Source organism: Pseudomonas batumici (assembly GCF_036585405.1).
Taxonomy (GTDB): Bacteria; Pseudomonadota; Gammaproteobacteria; order Pseudomonadales; family Pseudomonadaceae; genus Aquipseudomonas; species Aquipseudomonas batumici.
Window position 1 is genome coordinate 4,233,245 of sequence record NZ_CP144470.1, and the last position, 16,529, is coordinate 4,249,773.

Below are 16,529 nucleotides of genomic sequence, written 5' to 3' on the forward strand. Positions count from 1 at the left end.
GTCATGAGCGATCAGCACGACTATGTGGCCCTCGAATGGGTCAAGGGCGAAATCGCCGACACCCTGAAACAGGCGCGCCAGGCCCTGGATGCCTTCGATGAATCGACGCATTCGGCCCAGGACATCGCCGAATGCCTGGAATGCATTCACCAGGTTCACGGCAGCTTGCAGATGGTCGAGTTCTACGGCGCGGCCCTGCTCGCCGAAGAAACCGAAGCCCTGGCCCTGGCCGTGCAGGAGGGGCGGGTGGTCGATCTGCCGGAAGCGCTGCAACTGCTGCGCCAGGCCCTCGGGCAGATGCCGCTGTACCTGGACCGGGTCCACAGTGCGCGGCGGGACCTGCCGCTGGTGGTGCTGCCGCTGCTCAATGACCTGCGTAGCGCCCGGGGCGAAAGCCTGCTGTCGGAAACCAGCCTGTTCAGCCCGACCCTGCCGCCGGTACCGCTACTGGACGAGGCGAGCCTTGCCCGATTGACCCCGGCGGAACTGCCGGCCCTGTTGCGCAAGCTACGGCAAATGTTGCAGACCGCGTTGGTCGGTCTGTTGCGCGAACAGGACGACGAGACCAACCTCGGCTACATGGCCAAGGTCTTTGCCCGCCTGGAAAGCCTGTGCCTGGAGGCCCCGTTGGGGGCGCTCTGGCAAGTCGCTTCGGCGCTGGTCGAGGGCATGCTGGCCGGGGCCATCGCCAACAGCCCGGCCCTGCGCAGCCTGCTCAAGGAGTCCGACAAGGAACTCAAGCGCCTGCTGGAGCAGGGCATCGTCGGGATCAACCAACCGGCGCCGGAAGAATTGCTCAAGAGCCTGCTGTTCTATATCGCCAAGGCGCGGCAGCCGACGGCGCAGATGCTCGTCCTGAAAGAACGCTATGGCCTGGATGAGGCCCTGCCCGACACCGCCGTGGTCGACGAGGAACGGGCGCGCCTGGCCGGCCCGGGCCGCGATGCCATGCGTTCGGTGGTCGCGGCGCTGTGCGAGGAACTGGTGCGGGTCAAGGAGCGGCTGGACCTGTTCGTGCGCGGCGACCGCCAGCACACCGACGAGTTGTCCAGCCTGCTGGCGCCCTTGCGGCAGATCGCCGATACCCTGGCGGTGCTCGGCTTTGGCCAGCCGCGCAAGGTCATCATCGACCAGACGGCGGTGGTCCTGGGCCTGGTCCAGGGCCAGCGCGAACCGAATGACGCGGTGCTGATGGACGTGGCCGGGGCCTTGCTCTATGTCGAGGCGACCCTGGCCGGGATGATCGGCACCGTGGAACCGGAAAGCCGCGAAGAAAGCCGCCTGCCCACCACCGACCTGACCCAGATCCACCAGTTGGTGGTCAAGGAATCGCGGATCTGCCTGCAACAGGCCAAGGACCTGATCATCGAGTACATCGATGCCGACTGGGACCGCGAGCGCCTGCAGCCCTTGCCCGAGTTGCTGACCCAGGTCCGTGGCGCCTTGTCGATGATTCCCCTCGGCCGGGCCGCGGGCCTGCTGGAAACCTGCAATCGCTATATTCACGACCATCTGCTGCAAGACCCGCAACCGCCTTCCTGGCAGCAGCTCGACCGTCTGGCCGATGCCCTGACCAGTATCGAGTACTACCTCGAACGCCTCGGCGAAGACCACGAGGCCCCGGGGGAACGGGTGCTGGACATGGCCGAGGAAAGCCTCGATGCCCTTGGCTACACGCCCGCCGAACAGGATGTGCCGGTACTCGACGAAGTCCTGAGCCCCAACGAAGCCCTGGTGATGCAGGGCTTGCAGGCACTGGACAACCCGCAGGTGGCGCAGTCCCTGGCCGATGTCCTGGCCAATCCGGTGTCCGTCCTCAATCCGCCGGCCCGCCAGGTCCCGGGCAGCCTGCTGCCGCCGCCGGGCGACGAGGCTCCGGTGGACGAAGAGTTGCGCGAAGTCTTCCTCGAAGAATGCGCGGAAGTGCTCGATGTGCTGGGCGAGTACCTGCCGCGCTGGGTGGCGGATGCCGGGAGCAAATCGGCCCTGACCGAGTTGCGTCGCGCTTTCCACACGCTCAAGGGCAGCGGGCGGATGGTGCGGGCCCTGGTGTTGGGCGAACTGGCCTGGGCCGTGGAGAACCTGCTCAACCGCGTGCTCGAACACAGTGTCGAGGCCGGCGAGCCGGTCCAGCGCTTGCTTGACGATGTGCTGCAGGTGTTGCCGGAGCTGGTCAGCGAGTTCGCCGAACATGCCCAGCGCCAGCGCGACGATGTCGACCTGTTGGCCGCCCGCGCCCATGAGCTGGCGAGCGCGGGCGAGGCCGGGAGCGGGGCGCAGGGTGAAACCGAGGATGAGTCCATCGACCGGCAGTTGCTGGAGATTTTCCGCAACGAGGCCGAGACGCACCTGGGCAGTCTCGATCACTTCCTCGAAGCGGCCACCGAACACCTGCCGCTGGCCGCCAGCGACGAACTGCAAAGGGCCTTGCACACCCTCAAGGGCAGCGCCTACGTGGCGGGCGTGCTGCCGATCGCCGAACTGGTGGCGCCGTTTTACCACCTGGTGCGGGAATTCAAGGCCCACCTGTTGCCGCTGGACCTGGACGAAGTGGAGTTGCTGCTGGAGGCCGAGGTCCTGTTGCACCAGGGCTTGAAGCAACTGGCGGACGACCCGCTGGCGCCCATCGAGGGCGCCGCGGAACTGATCTCGCGTGCCGAAGCGCTGCTCGCGGCACGGCTCGAGTCCCTGCTCAGCGTGGCCAGCAGCCCCCGGCGTGACCCGCAACTGATCAACGACTTCCTGGCCCAGGGCATGGATATCCTGCTGGACGCGGAGAACCTGCTGCGCCGTTGGCAGCAGCACCCCGGCGAGCGCCAGGAACTCAACGACCTGCTGGACGAACTGACCACCCTCGGCCAGGGCGCCCACAGTGCCGACCTGCACCCGGTGGACGAACTCTGCGAAGCCTTGCTCGACCTGTACGGCGCGGTCGAAGAAAGCAGCCTGGCGGTCAGCGAGCGGTTTTTCCATGAGGCGCAGAACGCCCATGAAGCCTTGCTCAACATGTTCGACGAGCTGGCCGCCGGCCAGGAGATCAAGGCGCAGCCGGCGCGGGTCCAGGCGCTGCGCGAACTGCTGGACGAGGCCCTCGACCCGTCCGCCACCGGCCTGATCAAGACCGACGGCAGCCATGCCCTGAGCATCGCCGAATTGGGCGCCGCCACCGCCGAAGCCAGTCAGTTGCTGGAGGAGGTGGAGCTGGACGATGAAATCGTCGTGATCTTCCTCGAAGAGGCGGCGGACATCCTCGACAGTGCCGGGCTGGCCTTGCAGCGCTGGCTCGACGAACCGGACAACGCCGCGCCGCTGTTGTCGCTGCAACGGGACCTGCACACCCTCAAGGGGGGCGCGCGGATGGCCGAGATCGGCCCGGTGGGCGATCTGGCCCACGAGCTGGAAAATCTTTATGAAGGTCTGGTGGATCGGCGCTTCAGCCATTCTCCCGAACTGGCGCTGCTGCTGCAGAAGAGCCATGACCGCCTGGCCGTCCTGCTCGACCAGCTCCAGGAGCATCAACCCCTGGGCGACCCGAGTGCGCTGATCGAGAGCCTGCGCCTGTTCCGCCAGGGCAGCAGCGCGTCGCCGGAAGCGAGCGAAGCGGTCGAAGCGGCCGTCGCCGGCAGCGACCCGGAACTGCTGGAAATCTTCCTTGAGGAAGGTTTCGACATCCTCGAAAGCTCCGGCGCGGCCTTGCTGCGCTGGCAGGCCGAGCCTGCGAATCGCCAGGAGGTGGAAACCCTGCTGCGCGACCTGCACACCCTCAAGGGCAGCGCGCGCATGGTGGAAATCGTGCCGATCGGTGACCTGGCCCATGAGCTGGAGTTTCTCTACGAAGGGCTGTCGGCGGGCCGGCTGCAACCGGGGCCTGAACTGTTCGAATTGTTGCAGGCCGGCCACGATCGCCTGGCGCAGATGCTCGATGCGGTGCGTGCCGAACAGCCGGTGCTGCCCGCCGATGCACTGATCCAGGATATCCAGGCATTTGGCCGACAGTCGCCGGTCAAGCTGCCGGATACGACCCCGGCGGTCGCGCCCAGACCCGAGGTGCCGGCGGTCGCGGAAGCCGATCGGGCGGCCCAGGACATGATCAAGGTCTCGGCGGACGTGCTCGAAGAGCTGGTCAACCTGGCGGGCGAAACCTCGATCTTCCGCGGCCGTATCGAGCAGCAGGTCAATGACGCTAGGGTCGCGCTCAACGAAATGGAGACCACCATCGAGCGTATGCGCGACCAGTTGCGCCGCCTCGACACCGAGACCCAGGGCCGTATCCTCAGCCGGCAGCAGGTGGAAGCCGAGCGCCTGGGTTATGAAGAATTCGACCCGCTGGAAATGGACCGGCATTCCCAGTTGCAGCAATTGTCGCGGGCCTTGTTCGAGTCCGCCTCCGACCTGCTGGACCTCAAGGAGACCCTGGCCGGGCGCAACCAGGATGCGGAAAACCTGCTGGTGCAGCAGGCGCGGGTCAACACCCAGTTGCAGGAAGGCCTGATGCGCACGCGCATGGTGCCGTTCGAGCGCCTGGTGCCGCGCCTCAAGCGCGTCGTGCGGCAGGTGGCGGGGGAGTTGGGCAAGGAGGTCGATTTCGTGGTCGGCAATGCCGAGGGCGAGATGGATCGCAATGTGCTGGAGCGCATGGTCGCGCCCCTGGAGCACATGTTGCGCAACGCCGTCGACCACGGCCTGGAAAATGCCGAAGGCCGTCGCGCCGCCGGCAAGCCGGAGCAGGGGCTGATCACCCTGGACCTGTCCCACGAAGGTGGCGACATCGTCTTCGACATTCGTGACGACGGCGCCGGGGTACCGCTCGAAGCGGTGCGGCGCAAGGCGATCAAGCGCGGGCTGCTGGAACCGGACATGCCGATCAGTGATCGCGACGTGCTGCAGTTCATCCTGCAACCGGGCTTTTCCACCGCGGAAAAGATCACCCAGATTTCCGGGCGCGGCGTCGGCATGGACGTGGTTCACGAAGAGGTGCGGCAACTGGGCGGCACCATGCGTATCGACTCCATCCCCGGGCAAGGCGTGCATTTCCAGATCCGCCTGCCGTTCAGCGTCTCGGTGAACCGCGCGCTGATGGTGCAATGTGCCGACGAACAATATGCGGTACCGCTGAACACCGTCGAAGGGCTGGTGCGGGTGTTGCCGGGCGAACTGGAAAGTTATTACCAACTCGATCCGCCACGCTACGAGTACGCCGGGCAGACCTACGAACTGCGCTATCTCGGTGAGCTGCTGCAAACCGTGGGCAAGCCGAAACTGCTCGGCCAGAGCCTGCCGCTGCCGGTCTTGCTGGTGCACTGCAATGACCAGCGGGTAGCGCTGCAAGTGGATGCCCTGGCGGGCTCGCGGGAAATCGTGGTCAAGAGCCTGGGGCCGCAGTTCGCCTCGGTACCGGGGCTGTCGGGGGCGACCATCCTCGGCGACGGTCGCGTGGTACTGATTCTCGACTTGCTGGCCCATTTGCGCGGTGCCTTGGCGCGGGCACCGGTGCAGTCGGTGTCCAGTGCTGTCGGCGCGGACGCCACGCCGTTGCGCCCGACCCTGGTCATGGTGGTGGACGACTCGGTCACGGTGCGCAAGGTCACCAGCCGCCTGTTGGAGCGCAACGGCATGAACGTGCTGACGGCCAAGGATGGGGTGGATGCCATGACGTTGCTGGAGGAACACACCCCGGACCTGATGCTGCTGGATATCGAAATGCCGCGCATGGACGGTTTCGAAGTGGCGACCCGGATCCGCAACGATGAGCGTCTCAAGGACTTGCCGATCATCATGATCACCTCCCGTACCGGTCAGAAACACCGCGACCGGGCCATGGCCATCGGCGTCAACGAGTACCTGGGCAAGCCGTACCAGGAGTCGGCGCTGCTGGAAAGCATCGCCCATTGGAGTCAGCCTCATGCATGAGCACAGCACCAGCAGCCTGACGGGGCTGATGTTGCCGTTGGCGGACCGTTACCTGCTGTTGCCGAATGTCGCGGTGGCGGAGTTGATCGACTACCAGCGCGGCGAGCCGGCGAGCGATGCGCCGCCGTGGTACCTGCGGCAGGTGACCTGGCGCGATCGGCAATTGCCGCTGATCAGCTTCGAAGCGGCGTGCGGCTGTCCCCTGGCGGTGGGGGATCGGGCGCGGATCGTGGTGCTCAATGCCCTGGGTGGGCGGTCGGAGTTGAAGTTCATTGCGCTGGTGATCCAGGGCATCCCACGTTCGTACAAGCTCGACAGCCAGTTGAGTTTTGTCGATGTGCCGCTGTGCCGGCTGGAGAAGGCGGCGGTACAGGTCGGCGACCAGGTGGCGAAGGTGCCGGACCTGCTGGGCTTGGAGCAGTTGGTACTGGAGTCCGGGTTGGCCTGACAACCCGGACTCGGCGTAACTTTCTATTTATCGGGAACTTGCACAACCTTGATGTCATCGATGTCTATCTTACGGGACACAGCGGTCCCATCCACGCCACGCGTACCGATCAAGACATGGGCCCTGCTACCGGAGTAGCGAACTCCGATTGTATTACTTTGGAGCCACTTACCGGTTGGAGTGTTCGGTTCTATCCAAACAGTGCCAGAGCCCAGCGATACGTCCGCTGTAACCGTGATCGCGAGCCTTGTTGCTTCCCCCGGCTCCGGCGGGTGAACGCGATATTTGAAGGATGTTTCAAGATTCCCTTTCTGCTGCTCTCCGCCAGGAAGGGTAAACACCTTGGCGAGAGAGGGCATAAACGTGTGTGTGGGTCTCCATTCCAGCTTGCCGGACCAGAAAGTATTCGGGCCTTCCGTTTTGAGTATCCCATCGAGAGATCCAATATCATTTTCCCACCCGTTCCTTTCTCCATCTTCGAAATCGGTAAGGTCATGCAGATTCTTCATCTTTGTTTCTCCGGTCACTGGCGCCTTTGACCCTGCCCGTGGAGCCGGACATTGGAGATCACAGCGCGGTTTTTAGTAGGCGCTGGAGACGGTTGTTTGGGTACTGTCAGAACTGACAGGGTGAAGCGATTAACCGACAAACGGTTTGCATTGGGGGAGGCTGGCCTGAAAGGTACTTGATAAGTCCCAAAAAGGGACCTATCGTTCCCTTTTTGGGACTCTTTGGCGCGCTCATGCAAACCCTCTCCCTCAGCGACGCGTTATTTACTGCAACACAACAGCGAATCCTGGGCTTGCTCTTTGGCAAGCCAGACCATAGTTTTTATGCCAATGAGATAGCCCGTTGGGCGAAGGTCGGTAAAGGCAGCCTGATGCGTGAGCTGGAGCGCTTGCAACGGGCTGGCATCCTGACCCTCAGTCGGCAGGGCAATCAAACGCATTATCAAGCCAACCCGGCATGCCCTATCTATCAGGAGTTGCTGGGCATCGTGCGCAAGACGTTTGGTATCGTCGAGCAGTTGCGTGTGGCGCTCGGCCCATTTGCGGATCAGGTGGTTTGGGCGTTTGTCTACGGCTCCATCGCCAAGGATCAAGCCCATGCCGGCAGCGATATCGACCTGATGCTGATTGGCGACGGCCTGCACTACAGCGAAGTGATGGAGCGGCTGTTGCCCATGGAAGAACAACTGGGCCGCACTATCAACCCCACGCTGTATAGCTTGCAGGATTGGAACGCAAAACTCGCTGCGAGCAACAGCTTCGTTCAGCGGGTGGTGGAGCAGGAAAAGCTCAATATCATGGGTGAAAACCCGTTGGAGTCTAAGGATGGACAAAAACCAAAGCCTGGAGAACCTGCAACGTAGCGGCGGCCTGAAGGCCGAGCCAGTGGACCGCAAGGAATGCGAAGGTCTGATGCGCTCGGCGAGTGATCGTTTGCAGGATGCACGTAGCGCCCAACTCTCCTTTGCCAGTCGCTTCGACCTGGCCTATAACGCCGCCCACGGCATTGCCCTTACGGCACTGCGCTTATCGGGCTTTCGTTCCGACCGCCGTTATCTGGTGTTCCAGTGTCTGGTTCATACCGCCGGGATCAACAAGTTGCAGGTTCGTTTGTTCGCGTTGTGTCACGAGCGCCGGAACCTGGCGGAATATGAAGGCTACATGGATGAAGACGAGGGATTGCTGGCGGAGTTGATCGACAACACCACGGTATTGAAGGCCGTCGTCGAGCAAACAATGGCTGGGCTCTATTCCGGCTGAGTGAGTAGAGTCATTACCCTGAGCGTAACGATCTGCCGTTGGGCTTGATTGATGCCTTGCCGATTCACACCTACTGTCTACTCCACGAAAGCGAACCCGTGGAGTGGTCATGACAACAACAATATCCCCCGATTCGCGCTGGACGCGACGGCGCAGCGAAAAGCAGCGGCGTCTCGATCAGGTGCGCGCCCTCGCCGATGGTGTGGTGCTGCCGACCGACAAGATCGTCGCCGCCCTCGAAGCCCTGATCATGCCCGGCGACCGGGTGGTGCTGGAGGGCAATAACCAGAAGCAGGCGGATTTCCTCTCGCGCTCCCTGGTGAAAGCCGACCCGGCCAAGCTCCACGACTTGCACATGATCATGCCCAGCGTCGGTCGCGCCGAGCACCTGGACCTGTTCGAACGCGGCATCGCCCGCAAGCTGGACTTCTCCTTCGCCGGCACCCAGAGCCTGCGCATCAGCCAGTTGCTGGAAGACGGCCTGCTGGAAATCGGCGCCATTCACACCTACATCGAACTCTATGCCCGCCTGGTGGTGGACCTGATCCCCAACGTGGTGCTCAGCGCCGGTTTCATGGCTGACCGCGCCGGCAATATCTACACCGGTCCCAGCACCGAAGACACCCCGGCACTGATCGAGCCGGCGGCGTTCAGCGACGGTATCGTGATCGTCCAGGTCAACCAGTTGGTCGACGACGTCAGCGAACTGCCCCGGGTGGATATTCCCGCGTCCTGGGTCGACTTCGTGGTGGTGGCCGACAAACCCTTCTATATCGAGCCGCTGTTCACCCGTGACCCGCGCCATATCAAGCCGGTGCATGTGCTGATGGCGATGATGGCGATTCGCGGGATCTACGAAAAACACAAGGTGCAGTCCCTCAACCACGGGATCGGCTTCAACACCGCCGCCATCGAGCTGATCCTGCCGACCTACGGTGAATCCCTCGGCCTGAAGGGCAAGATCTGCCGCAACTGGACGCTCAACCCGCACCCGACCCTGATTCCCGCCATCGAAAGCGGCTGGGTCGAAAGCGTGCATTGCTTCGGTACCGAACTGGGGATGGAACACTACATCGCGGCCCGCCCGGATGTGTTCTTCACCGGGCGTGACGGCTCATTGCGTTCGAACCGGATGTTCTGCCAGTTGGCTGGGCAGTATGCGGTGGACCTGTTTATCGGCGCGACCTTGCAGGTCGACGGCGACGGTCATTCATCCACCGTGACCCGTGGCCGCCTGGCCGGTTTCGGCGGGGCGCCGAACATGGGGCATGATCCGCGCGGTCGTCGGCATGGCACCCCGGCCTGGCTCGATATGCGCCTCGACACCGGTGATGCGCCCGAAGCCTTGCTCGAACGCGGCAAGAAACTGGTGGTGCAGATGGTCGAGACCTTCCAGGAGGGCGGCAAACCGACCTTCGTCGAGACCCTCGATGCCGTGGAGGTGGCGAAGAAAAGCGGGATGCCGCTGGCGCCGATCATGATCTACGGCGACGACGTGACCCATTTGCTGACTGAAGAAGGCATCGCCTACCTGTACAAGGCGCGATCCCTGGAAGAACGCCAGGCCATGATCGCTGCGGTGGCGGGTGTCACGGCCATCGGTTTGCGGCATAACCCCAGGGACACGCTGCGGATGCGTCGCGAAGGCTTGGTCGCCTTGCCTGAAGACCTGGGTATCCGGCGGACCGACGCCAGCCGCGAACTGCTGGCGGCCAAGAGCGTGGCCGACCTGATGGAATGGTCGGGTGGACTCTACAACCCGCCCGCCAAATTCAGGAGTTGGTAAATGCACGCCTTCAATCTGCAAGCCCAACCCCTGTCCCTGGCCGAACGCCTGGCGGACTTCGCGGTGGAAGCGCTGATCGACGAAGCCGACCTGTCGCCCAAGCCGGCCTTGGTGGATCGTCGTGGCAACGGCGCGCATACGGATCTGCATCTGGGCCTGATGCATGCTTCGGCGTTGTCGCTGTGGCCGATGTTCAAGGAGATGGCGGAAGCGGCCAGCAGCACCCGCAGCATTGACCTGTCACTACGTGAAACCCTGGGCCGCATTGGTCGCGAGGGCGAGCAGGTGATGCTGCAGACCACCGGCGGCGTGAATACCCATCGCGGGGCTATCTGGGCCTTGGGGCTATTGGTGGTGGCGGCGGCGCTGGACCCAAGCGCCGTCAGCGCCAATGCCCTGACCCTGCGCGCCGCGCGCCTGGCCTTGCTGGAAGACCGCTACGCGCCCAACAGCACCAGCCACGGCAGCCAGGTCGCGCAACGCTATGGTGCTCGCGGTGCCCGTGAAGAGGCGCAACTGGGTTTTCCGGCAGTGACCCGCCTCGGCCTGCCGCAACTCCAGCGCAGCCGGCTCGCCGGTCACGGCGAACAGAACGCTCGACTGGATGCCTTGCTCGCGATCATGACTACGCTGGCCGACACCTGTGTGCTCTACCGCGCCGGCGTGCCCGGTCTGCAGGCCATGCAACAGGGCGCCCGCGCCGTGCTGGAGGCGGGCGGTAGCGCCAGCCTGGCCGGACGGCGCTGCCTGCATGAATTGGATCAACAGCTTTTGGCGATGAACGCTTCACCGGGGGGCGCGGCGGATCTGCTCGCCGCCTGCCTGCTGATCGACCGCCTCGAACAGGAAGCCTTGTGATGGAAAAATTGTCCTTTGAATTCCCCGCCGGGCAACCGCCCAAGGGGCGCGCGCTGGTGGGCTGCGTCGGTTCGGGTGACCTGGAAGTGTTGCTGGAACCCGGCCATCCCGGCACGTTGTCGATCCAGGTGACGACCTCGGTGAACGGCAGCTCCGCCCGCTGGCAACATCTGTTCGAGCGGCTGTTCGACGGCCAGTTGCCGCCTGCGCTGAGCATCGCCATCCATGATTTCGGCGCCACCCCCGGTGTGGTCCGCTTGCGCCTGGAGCAAGGTTTCGAGGAGATCGGCCATGATTGACAGCGAGCGTTTGTTGCACAAGCACAGCTTCGTCGAACTCGGTGCCCGGCAGCGCGCCCGGGCCTTGCTCGATCGCGGCAGTTTTCGCGAATTGCTCGATCCGTTCGCCCGGGTCATGTCGCCTTGGCTCGAACGCCAGGGCGTGGTACCCCAGGCGGACGACGGCGTGGTGATCGCCAAGGGCAGCATCGACGGCTTGCCGGTGGTGATTGCCGCCATCGAAGGTGCATTCCAGGGCGGCAGTCTCGGTGAAGTGGGCGGCGCGAAAATCGCCGGCGCTCTGGAACTGGCCGCGCAAGACAACCGCAACGGCATTCCGACCCGCGCCGTGTTGCTGCTGGAAACCGGCGGCGTGCGTTTGCAGGAGGCCAACCTGGGGCTGGCGGCCATCGCCGATATCCATGCGGCGATTGTCGATCTGCGCCGTTATCAGCCGGTGATCGGCGTGGTGGCGGGCAGCGTCGGCTGTTTTGGCGGCATGTCCATCGCGGCGGCGCTGTGCAGTTATCTGGTGGTGACCCAGGAGGCCCGCCTGGGTCTCAACGGCCCGCAGGTGATCGAGCAGGAGGCCGGGCTGGACGAGTACGACTCCCGTGACCGGCCGTTTATCTGGAGCCTGACCGGTGGCGAGCAGCGTTTCGCCAGCGGCCTGGTGGATCGTTATGTGGCCGACGACGTGGCGTCGGTCCAGCAACAGGTCGCCGCCTTGCTGGAGGCCGGTTTACCCGCCGTGCAGCGCAGTCGGCAGTCGGACTGGTACCTGCAACGGCTGGCCGAACTGGATGCCGAACCCCAAATCGATCCGGCCACGGTACGCCGTCTTTTCCAAGGAGATCGCCCATGAGCGCTTATTCCCTGCGCGGTTTGCACTGGTTCCAGGCGCTGGCCTCAGGCGCTGACGAAGTGTCCGGCCTGCCGCCTTCATTGAAGGTCGCGGACGGGCAACTAGGGGGGCAGCCGGTGCGCTTTCTGGCGGTGGTGGCCGATCCGGCCAATCGGTTTGTCCGCGCCCGCAACGGTGAGGTCGGGCTGCTGGAAGGCTGGGGCCTGGCCAAGGCCGTGGACGAGGTGATCGAGGCCGACAGCGGACGCACGGACAAGCGCGCCCTGGTCGCCATTGTCGATGTGCCGAGCCAGGCTTACGGCCGTCGCGAGGAAGCCCTGGGGATTCACCAGGCCCTGGCCGGCGCGGCGGACAGTTATGCCCGCGCCCGCCTGGCGGGGCATGCGGTGATCGCGCTGCTGGTGGGCAAGGCCATGTCCGGGGCATTTCTGGCCCACGGTTACCAGGCCAATCGGCTGATCGCCTTGCGCGATCCCGGGGTGATGGTCCATGCCATGGGCAAGGCCTCGGCGGCGCGGGTGACCTTGCGCAGCGTCGAAGAGCTGGAGGCCCTGGCCGCCAGCGTGCCGCCGATGGCCTATGACATCGACAGCTACGCCAGTCTCGGGTTGCTCTGGAAAACCCTGGGCGTGGAGCAGATCGAACAACCTACGGCGGACGATCTGGCGCGGGTGGAGGATTGTCTGGTCGAGGCCATTCACGATGTGGCGGGCAAGGGCACGGACTTGAGTGGACGCCTGGGCGCGAGCCATCGGGCGGCGTCGAGCCGGGTCCGGCAACTGTTGCGCGAGCAGTGGTGAGCCGTGATGCGCGCTGACGACGAATTCCTGCCGCACGACCTGCTCTGGGGGCTGACCCCGGCGCAGTTGCCGAAGGAGGCGCCGGATTGGGTGGCCGAGGCGTTGAGCCTCGGCCAGCCGGTGGTGGTGCGCCGTGCGCTGACGGCCTCGGATCAGGTGCCGGTGGGCGTGCGCGGGGTTTTGCGTGAGCAGCGTTTCGCCACGCTGATGCCACGGGCGTTGGTCGAGCGTTGCGTGCGGCCCGAGGCCCTCATCGACATTGAAATCTGTACGCAAGACTGGCCGGCCTTGCAGGCGCTGCATTACCTGCGGCCGTTGTTGAATGCGTCGGGGCTGGTCTGGGGCGTCAGCGGCAGTGCCGGTTTCGAGTTGGCCAGCGGCTTGCCGACCCTGCATCAACAGAGCGACCTGGATTTGATTCTGCGCGTGCCGCAAGCGTTGTCGCGCCGTCAGGCCAATGGTTTGCTGCTGCAACTCGACAACCCGTTCTGTCGTGTCGACCTGCAACTGCAAACCCCGCTGGGCGCGGTGGCGCTGTCGGAGTGGGCGGGCACGGCGCAGCGAGTCTTGCTCAAGCAGGCCAGCGGCGTTCAGTTGGTGCTCGACCCCTGGAATGCCCAGGAGCGAGTGGCATGAGCAGCCTGCTGGTGTTTCCCGGCCAAGGGGCGCAGCAGCCCGGTATGTTGCAGCGCTTGCCCGATGCCGCGATCGTGCGTGATTGCCTGCGCGAGGCGAGCGATGTGCTGGGCGAGGACATGGCGTTGCTGGATACGCCGCAAGCCCTGGCCTCGACCCGGGCGGTCCAGCTTTGCCTGCTGGTGGCCGGTGTGGCCTGTGCGCGGCTGTTGCTGGAAGACACGGCGCAGCCGGCTTACGTCGCCGGCTTGTCCATCGGTGCCTACCCGGCAGCGGTACTGGCCGAGACCCTGGCGTTCAGCGATGCCCTGCGGCTGGTCAGCCTGCGCGGCGAGTTGATGCAACAGGCTTATCCACAGGGCTATGGCATGACCGCCCTGATCGGATTGGAGCTGGCGGCTGTGGATAAGTTATTGGCCCAGGCGCACAGCGAACGGACACCGGTCTATCTGGCGAATATCAACGCCGATAACCAATGCGTGATCGCCGGGAGCGACGAGGGTATGAACGCGCTGGTCGCCCTGATGAAAAAGGAGGGCGTGGCCCGGCGCCTGGCGGTCAGCGTGCCGTCCCATTGTCCGCTGCTGGACGAACCGGCCCGGGTACTGGCCGCCGCTTTCGCCAAGGTGTCGCTGCAGGCACCACGGCTGGGCTACCTCAGCGGCAGCAGCGCGCGGCTCCTGCGTAGCGCTGAACAGATCCGCGATGACCTGGCGTTCAACATGCACCGGCTCGTCGATTGGCGCGGCACCGTGCAAAGCGCCTATGAGCGCGGTGCCCGCCTGCAGATCGAACTGCCTCCGGGTTCGGTCCTGACCGGGCTGGCGCGCCGGGTGTTCGAGCAAGGCACCGTCATTGCGTTCGACGGTGCCCGGCTGGACAGCCTCAAGGCGTTGCTGGATGAGGAGGGACGCCGTCACCGATAAACACCGGCTGCTGCTTCGAAGGACAAAAACAACAACTTCGACAATGCGATATGAGGACAACAAGAATGATTATCTACGGTGTGGCGCTGTTGGCGATCTGTACGCTGGCAGGGGTGATTCTGGGTGACATGCTGGGCATGCTGCTGGGTGTCAAATCCAATGTCGGCGGGGTCGGGATCGCGATGATCCTGTTGATCTGCGTCCGTTTGTGGATGCACAAGCGCGGCGGCCTGACCAGGGATTGCGAGATGGGCGTCGGTTTCTGGGGCGCCATGTACATCCCGGTGGTGGTGGCCATGGCGGCGAACCAGAACGTGGTCGCGGCGCTGCACGGCGGCCCGCTGGCGGTGCTGGCGGCGGTGGGTTCGGTGGTGGTCTGCGGCTGCACCATTGCCCTGATCAGCAGGACCCATAAAGGCGAGCCTTTGCCGGATGAGCCGGTAGCGCTCGCACCGACCTCCACTGTTGCGGGAGGTCGCTGATATGTGGGATCTCATCGCAAAGGACCTGGGACAGAATTCGCTGATAACGGCATTTGCCGGTGTCGGCGTGGTGATGTGGGTGTCGGTGGTGCTGTCCAAGCGCCTGACCTATGGCCGGATCCACGGTTCGGCGATCGCCATCGCGATCGGCCTGGTGCTGGCGTGGATTGGCGGCACGCTGACCGGCGGGCAGAAGGGCCTGGCGGATGTGGCGCTGTTTTCCGGCGTCGGGCTGATGGGCGGTGCGATGTTGCGTGACTTCGCCATCGTTGCCACAGCGTTCGAAGTGCAGGCCACCGAGGCGAAAAAAGCCGGGCTGATCGGCGCGCTGGCGTTGCTGCTGGGCACGCTGCTGCCGTTCATTGTGGGGGCGAGCATGGCCTGGGCCTTCGGTTATCGCGATGCGGTGAGCATCACCACCATTGGCGCCGGGGCGGTGACCTACATCGTCGGGCCGGTGACCGGTGCGGCGATTGGCGCGAGTTCCGAAGTGGTGGCGCTGTCGATCGCGACCGGGTTGATCAAGGCGATCCTGGTGATGGTCGGCACGCCAGTAGCGGCGCGCTGGATGGGACTGGACAACCCGCGTTCGGCGATGGTGTTCGGCGGCCTGGCGGGTACGGTCAGCGGTGTGACCGCCGGGTTGGCGGCGACGGATCGGCGGCTGGTGCCCTATGGCGCGTTGACGGCGACCTTCCACACCGGGCTGGGCTGCCTGCTTGGGCCTTCGCTGCTGTTCTTCGTGGTGCGCGGCCTGGTGGGCTGAATGGCAGCCCGCTCGCCATAATGGACCCGCTTCAAGTCAACCTGTTGGCATACATCCGGCATTCCGCCAGGAGCGCCAACAGGTTGGGGTCACGCTCCTTGGCCTTGAGGAACACCACGCCGATATGCTGTTGCAGGCGGTAGCGCGCCTGTAGGGGGATCAGCTTCACCCGGTTCTCGTACACCGCCGCAATCCGCCCCGGTAGCAAGGCATAGCCGACGCCGGAGCTGACCATGCTCAACAGCGTGAAGATATCGTTGACCTGCATCGCCACCTTCGGCTCGAACCCGGCCTGCTCGAACACCCGGTTGCCGTCCCGGTGGGTGGCGAAGCCCTGGGTCAGGGTGATGAAGGTCATGTCCCGCAGGTCCGCCAGGTCGACTTCGTCCTGTTGGGCCAGCGGCGAGTCGACGGGGGCCGCCAGGAAAATATCATCGGAAAACAGTGGCAGGTGTTCGCAGTCCGGGTCGTTGGTGGTGTCGTCCAGCGACACCAGGATCGCGTCCACTTCCATGTTCTTGAGCTTGTAGAGCAGGTCGAAGTTCGAGCCCAGGATCAGGTCGATATTGAGCTCGCTGCGGCGGATCTTCAGGCCCATGATCAGTTGCGGCACGGTTTTCACCGTCAGCGAATAGAGCGATCCGAGCTTGAAGCGTTCGGCGGAGAAGCCGGCGGCCTCGCGGGTCACGCGGATGCTCTCGAGGACGTCCTGGATCAGTTTCTGCGCGCGCTCTTCCAGCACATAGGCACTTTCCAGCGGCGTCAGGTTGCGTCCTTCGTGCTTGAACAACGGGCAACGCAGGGCGTTTTCCAGGGAGTGGATGGCCCGGTGCACGCTGACGTTGCTGGTCTGCAACTCGGCCGCCGCCCGCGCCAGGTTGCCGGTGCGCATGAAGGCCAGGAACACCTCCAGTTTTTTCAGGGTCAGCTCTTCGTCGATCAGCATGGCGCGGGCTCTTTTTCGAATGCCCCCGATTGTGCCCAAGTCCTGGGGTTTTGGCTGGG

Annotated in this window: 15 protein-coding genes; 13 read left to right on the top strand and 2 right to left on the bottom strand. The window is 64.5% G+C overall.

Annotated elements, in window-relative coordinates:
- Nucleotides 1–3 precede the first annotated feature (3 nt).
- A complete protein-coding gene (locus tag NUH87_RS19170) occupies nucleotides 4–5,910 on the top strand; it encodes an Hpt domain-containing protein (RefSeq protein WP_338522284.1) in 5,907 nt (1,968 codons plus the stop codon).
- Nucleotides 5,903–6,358: a chemotaxis protein CheW gene (locus tag NUH87_RS19175; RefSeq protein WP_338522285.1), complete on the top strand. Its 456-nt coding sequence runs from the start codon at nucleotides 5,903–5,905 to the stop codon at nucleotides 6,356–6,358. Before NUH87_RS19170 ends, NUH87_RS19175 begins: the two co-directional genes overlap by 8 nt.
- A gap of 23 nt (nucleotides 6,359–6,381) precedes the next feature.
- On the opposite strand, the gene NUH87_RS19180 is transcribed toward NUH87_RS19175, so the two are convergent.
- Nucleotides 6,382–6,867, bottom strand: coding sequence for a hypothetical protein (locus NUH87_RS19180; protein ID WP_338522286.1), 486 nt, complete (start codon nucleotides 6,865–6,867; stop codon nucleotides 6,382–6,384).
- Nucleotides 6,868–7,100: 233 nt separating this feature from the next.
- Between NUH87_RS19180 and NUH87_RS19185 the strand changes: the two genes are divergently transcribed.
- From NUH87_RS19185 to madM, 11 genes are all read left to right on the top strand, one after another.
- On the top strand, nucleotides 7,101–7,730 hold the full coding sequence (locus tag NUH87_RS19185; protein ID WP_338522287.1) for a nucleotidyltransferase domain-containing protein: 630 nt from the start codon (nucleotides 7,101–7,103) through the stop codon (nucleotides 7,728–7,730).
- Nucleotides 7,693–8,127, top strand: a complete 435-nt coding sequence (locus NUH87_RS19190) for a hypothetical protein (protein ID WP_338522288.1) — start codon at nucleotides 7,693–7,695, stop codon at nucleotides 8,125–8,127. The genes NUH87_RS19185 and NUH87_RS19190 overlap by 38 nt, the downstream gene beginning before the upstream one ends.
- A 109-nt stretch (nucleotides 8,128–8,236) precedes the next feature.
- The gene (mdcA, locus tag NUH87_RS19195) at nucleotides 8,237–9,913 is read left to right on the top strand and encodes a malonate decarboxylase subunit alpha (RefSeq protein WP_338522289.1); all 1,677 of its coding nucleotides are present in this window, start codon (nucleotides 8,237–8,239) and stop codon (nucleotides 9,911–9,913) included.
- Nucleotides 9,914–10,771 (top strand): triphosphoribosyl-dephospho-CoA synthase, encoded by an 858-nt coding sequence (locus NUH87_RS19200; protein ID WP_338522290.1) that lies wholly within the window; start codon nucleotides 9,914–9,916, stop codon nucleotides 10,769–10,771.
- Entirely contained in the window at nucleotides 10,771–11,070 is a 300-nt protein-coding gene (locus tag NUH87_RS19205) for a malonate decarboxylase subunit delta (RefSeq protein ID WP_040069734.1), read from the top strand. Before NUH87_RS19200 ends, NUH87_RS19205 begins: the two co-directional genes overlap by 1 nt.
- Nucleotides 11,063–11,914, top strand: coding sequence for a biotin-independent malonate decarboxylase subunit beta (locus NUH87_RS19210; RefSeq protein ID WP_338522291.1), 852 nt, complete (start codon nucleotides 11,063–11,065; stop codon nucleotides 11,912–11,914). Before NUH87_RS19205 ends, NUH87_RS19210 begins: the two co-directional genes overlap by 8 nt.
- On the top strand, nucleotides 11,911–12,714 hold the full coding sequence (mdcE, locus tag NUH87_RS19215; protein ID WP_338522292.1) for a biotin-independent malonate decarboxylase subunit gamma: 804 nt from the start codon (nucleotides 11,911–11,913) through the stop codon (nucleotides 12,712–12,714). Before NUH87_RS19210 ends, mdcE begins: the two co-directional genes overlap by 4 nt.
- Before the next feature lie 6 nt (nucleotides 12,715–12,720).
- A complete protein-coding gene (locus NUH87_RS19220; protein ID WP_338522293.1) occupies nucleotides 12,721–13,350 on the top strand; it encodes a malonate decarboxylase holo-ACP synthase in 630 nt (209 codons plus the stop codon).
- Nucleotides 13,347–14,276, top strand: a complete 930-nt coding sequence (gene mdcH, locus NUH87_RS19225) for a malonate decarboxylase subunit epsilon (RefSeq protein ID WP_338522294.1) — start codon at nucleotides 13,347–13,349, stop codon at nucleotides 14,274–14,276. Before NUH87_RS19220 ends, mdcH begins: the two co-directional genes overlap by 4 nt.
- A 65-nt stretch (nucleotides 14,277–14,341) precedes the next feature.
- The gene (madL, locus tag NUH87_RS19230; protein ID WP_338522295.1) at nucleotides 14,342–14,758 is read left to right on the top strand and encodes a malonate transporter subunit MadL; all 417 of its coding nucleotides are present in this window, start codon (nucleotides 14,342–14,344) and stop codon (nucleotides 14,756–14,758) included.
- Between the two features lies 1 nt (nucleotide 14,759).
- Nucleotides 14,760–15,524 carry a malonate transporter subunit MadM gene (gene madM, locus NUH87_RS19235; protein WP_338522296.1) on the top strand — a complete coding sequence of 255 codons (765 nt, stop codon included), beginning with the start codon at nucleotides 14,760–14,762 and terminating at the stop codon, nucleotides 15,522–15,524.
- Between the two features lie 31 nt (nucleotides 15,525–15,555).
- Here madM and NUH87_RS19240 read toward each other — a convergent pair whose 3' ends face one another.
- Nucleotides 15,556–16,470, bottom strand: coding sequence for a LysR family transcriptional regulator (locus NUH87_RS19240; protein WP_040071414.1), 915 nt, complete (start codon nucleotides 16,468–16,470; stop codon nucleotides 15,556–15,558).
- Between the last annotated feature and the right edge of the window lie 59 nt (nucleotides 16,471–16,529).

Excerpts from the sequence above, each read along its gene's own strand:
- NUH87_RS19170 (WP_338522284.1), top strand. The coding sequence starts at position 4 with ATGAGCGATCAGCACGACTATGTGGCCCTCGAATGGGTCAAGGGCGAA.
- NUH87_RS19175 (WP_338522285.1), top strand. The coding sequence starts at position 5,903 with ATGCATGAGCACAGCACCAGCAGCCTGACGGGGCTGATGTTGCCGTTG.
- NUH87_RS19180 (WP_338522286.1), bottom strand. The coding sequence starts at position 6,867 with ATGAAGAATCTGCATGACCTTACCGATTTCGAAGATGGAGAAAGGAAC.
- NUH87_RS19185 (WP_338522287.1), top strand. The coding sequence starts at position 7,101 with ATGCAAACCCTCTCCCTCAGCGACGCGTTATTTACTGCAACACAACAG.
- NUH87_RS19190 (WP_338522288.1), top strand. The coding sequence starts at position 7,693 with ATGGACAAAAACCAAAGCCTGGAGAACCTGCAACGTAGCGGCGGCCTG.
- mdcA (WP_338522289.1), top strand. The coding sequence starts at position 8,237 with ATGACAACAACAATATCCCCCGATTCGCGCTGGACGCGACGGCGCAGC.
- NUH87_RS19200 (WP_338522290.1), top strand. The coding sequence starts at position 9,914 with ATGCACGCCTTCAATCTGCAAGCCCAACCCCTGTCCCTGGCCGAACGC.
- NUH87_RS19205 (WP_040069734.1), top strand. The coding sequence starts at position 10,771 with ATGGAAAAATTGTCCTTTGAATTCCCCGCCGGGCAACCGCCCAAGGGG.
- NUH87_RS19210 (WP_338522291.1), top strand. The coding sequence starts at position 11,063 with ATGATTGACAGCGAGCGTTTGTTGCACAAGCACAGCTTCGTCGAACTC.
- mdcE (WP_338522292.1), top strand. The coding sequence starts at position 11,911 with ATGAGCGCTTATTCCCTGCGCGGTTTGCACTGGTTCCAGGCGCTGGCC.
- NUH87_RS19220 (WP_338522293.1), top strand. The coding sequence starts at position 12,721 with ATGCGCGCTGACGACGAATTCCTGCCGCACGACCTGCTCTGGGGGCTG.
- mdcH (WP_338522294.1), top strand. The coding sequence starts at position 13,347 with ATGAGCAGCCTGCTGGTGTTTCCCGGCCAAGGGGCGCAGCAGCCCGGT.
- madL (WP_338522295.1), top strand. The coding sequence starts at position 14,342 with ATGATTATCTACGGTGTGGCGCTGTTGGCGATCTGTACGCTGGCAGGG.
- madM (WP_338522296.1), top strand. The coding sequence starts at position 14,760 with ATGTGGGATCTCATCGCAAAGGACCTGGGACAGAATTCGCTGATAACG.
- NUH87_RS19240 (WP_040071414.1), bottom strand. The coding sequence starts at position 16,470 with ATGCTGATCGACGAAGAGCTGACCCTGAAAAAACTGGAGGTGTTCCTG.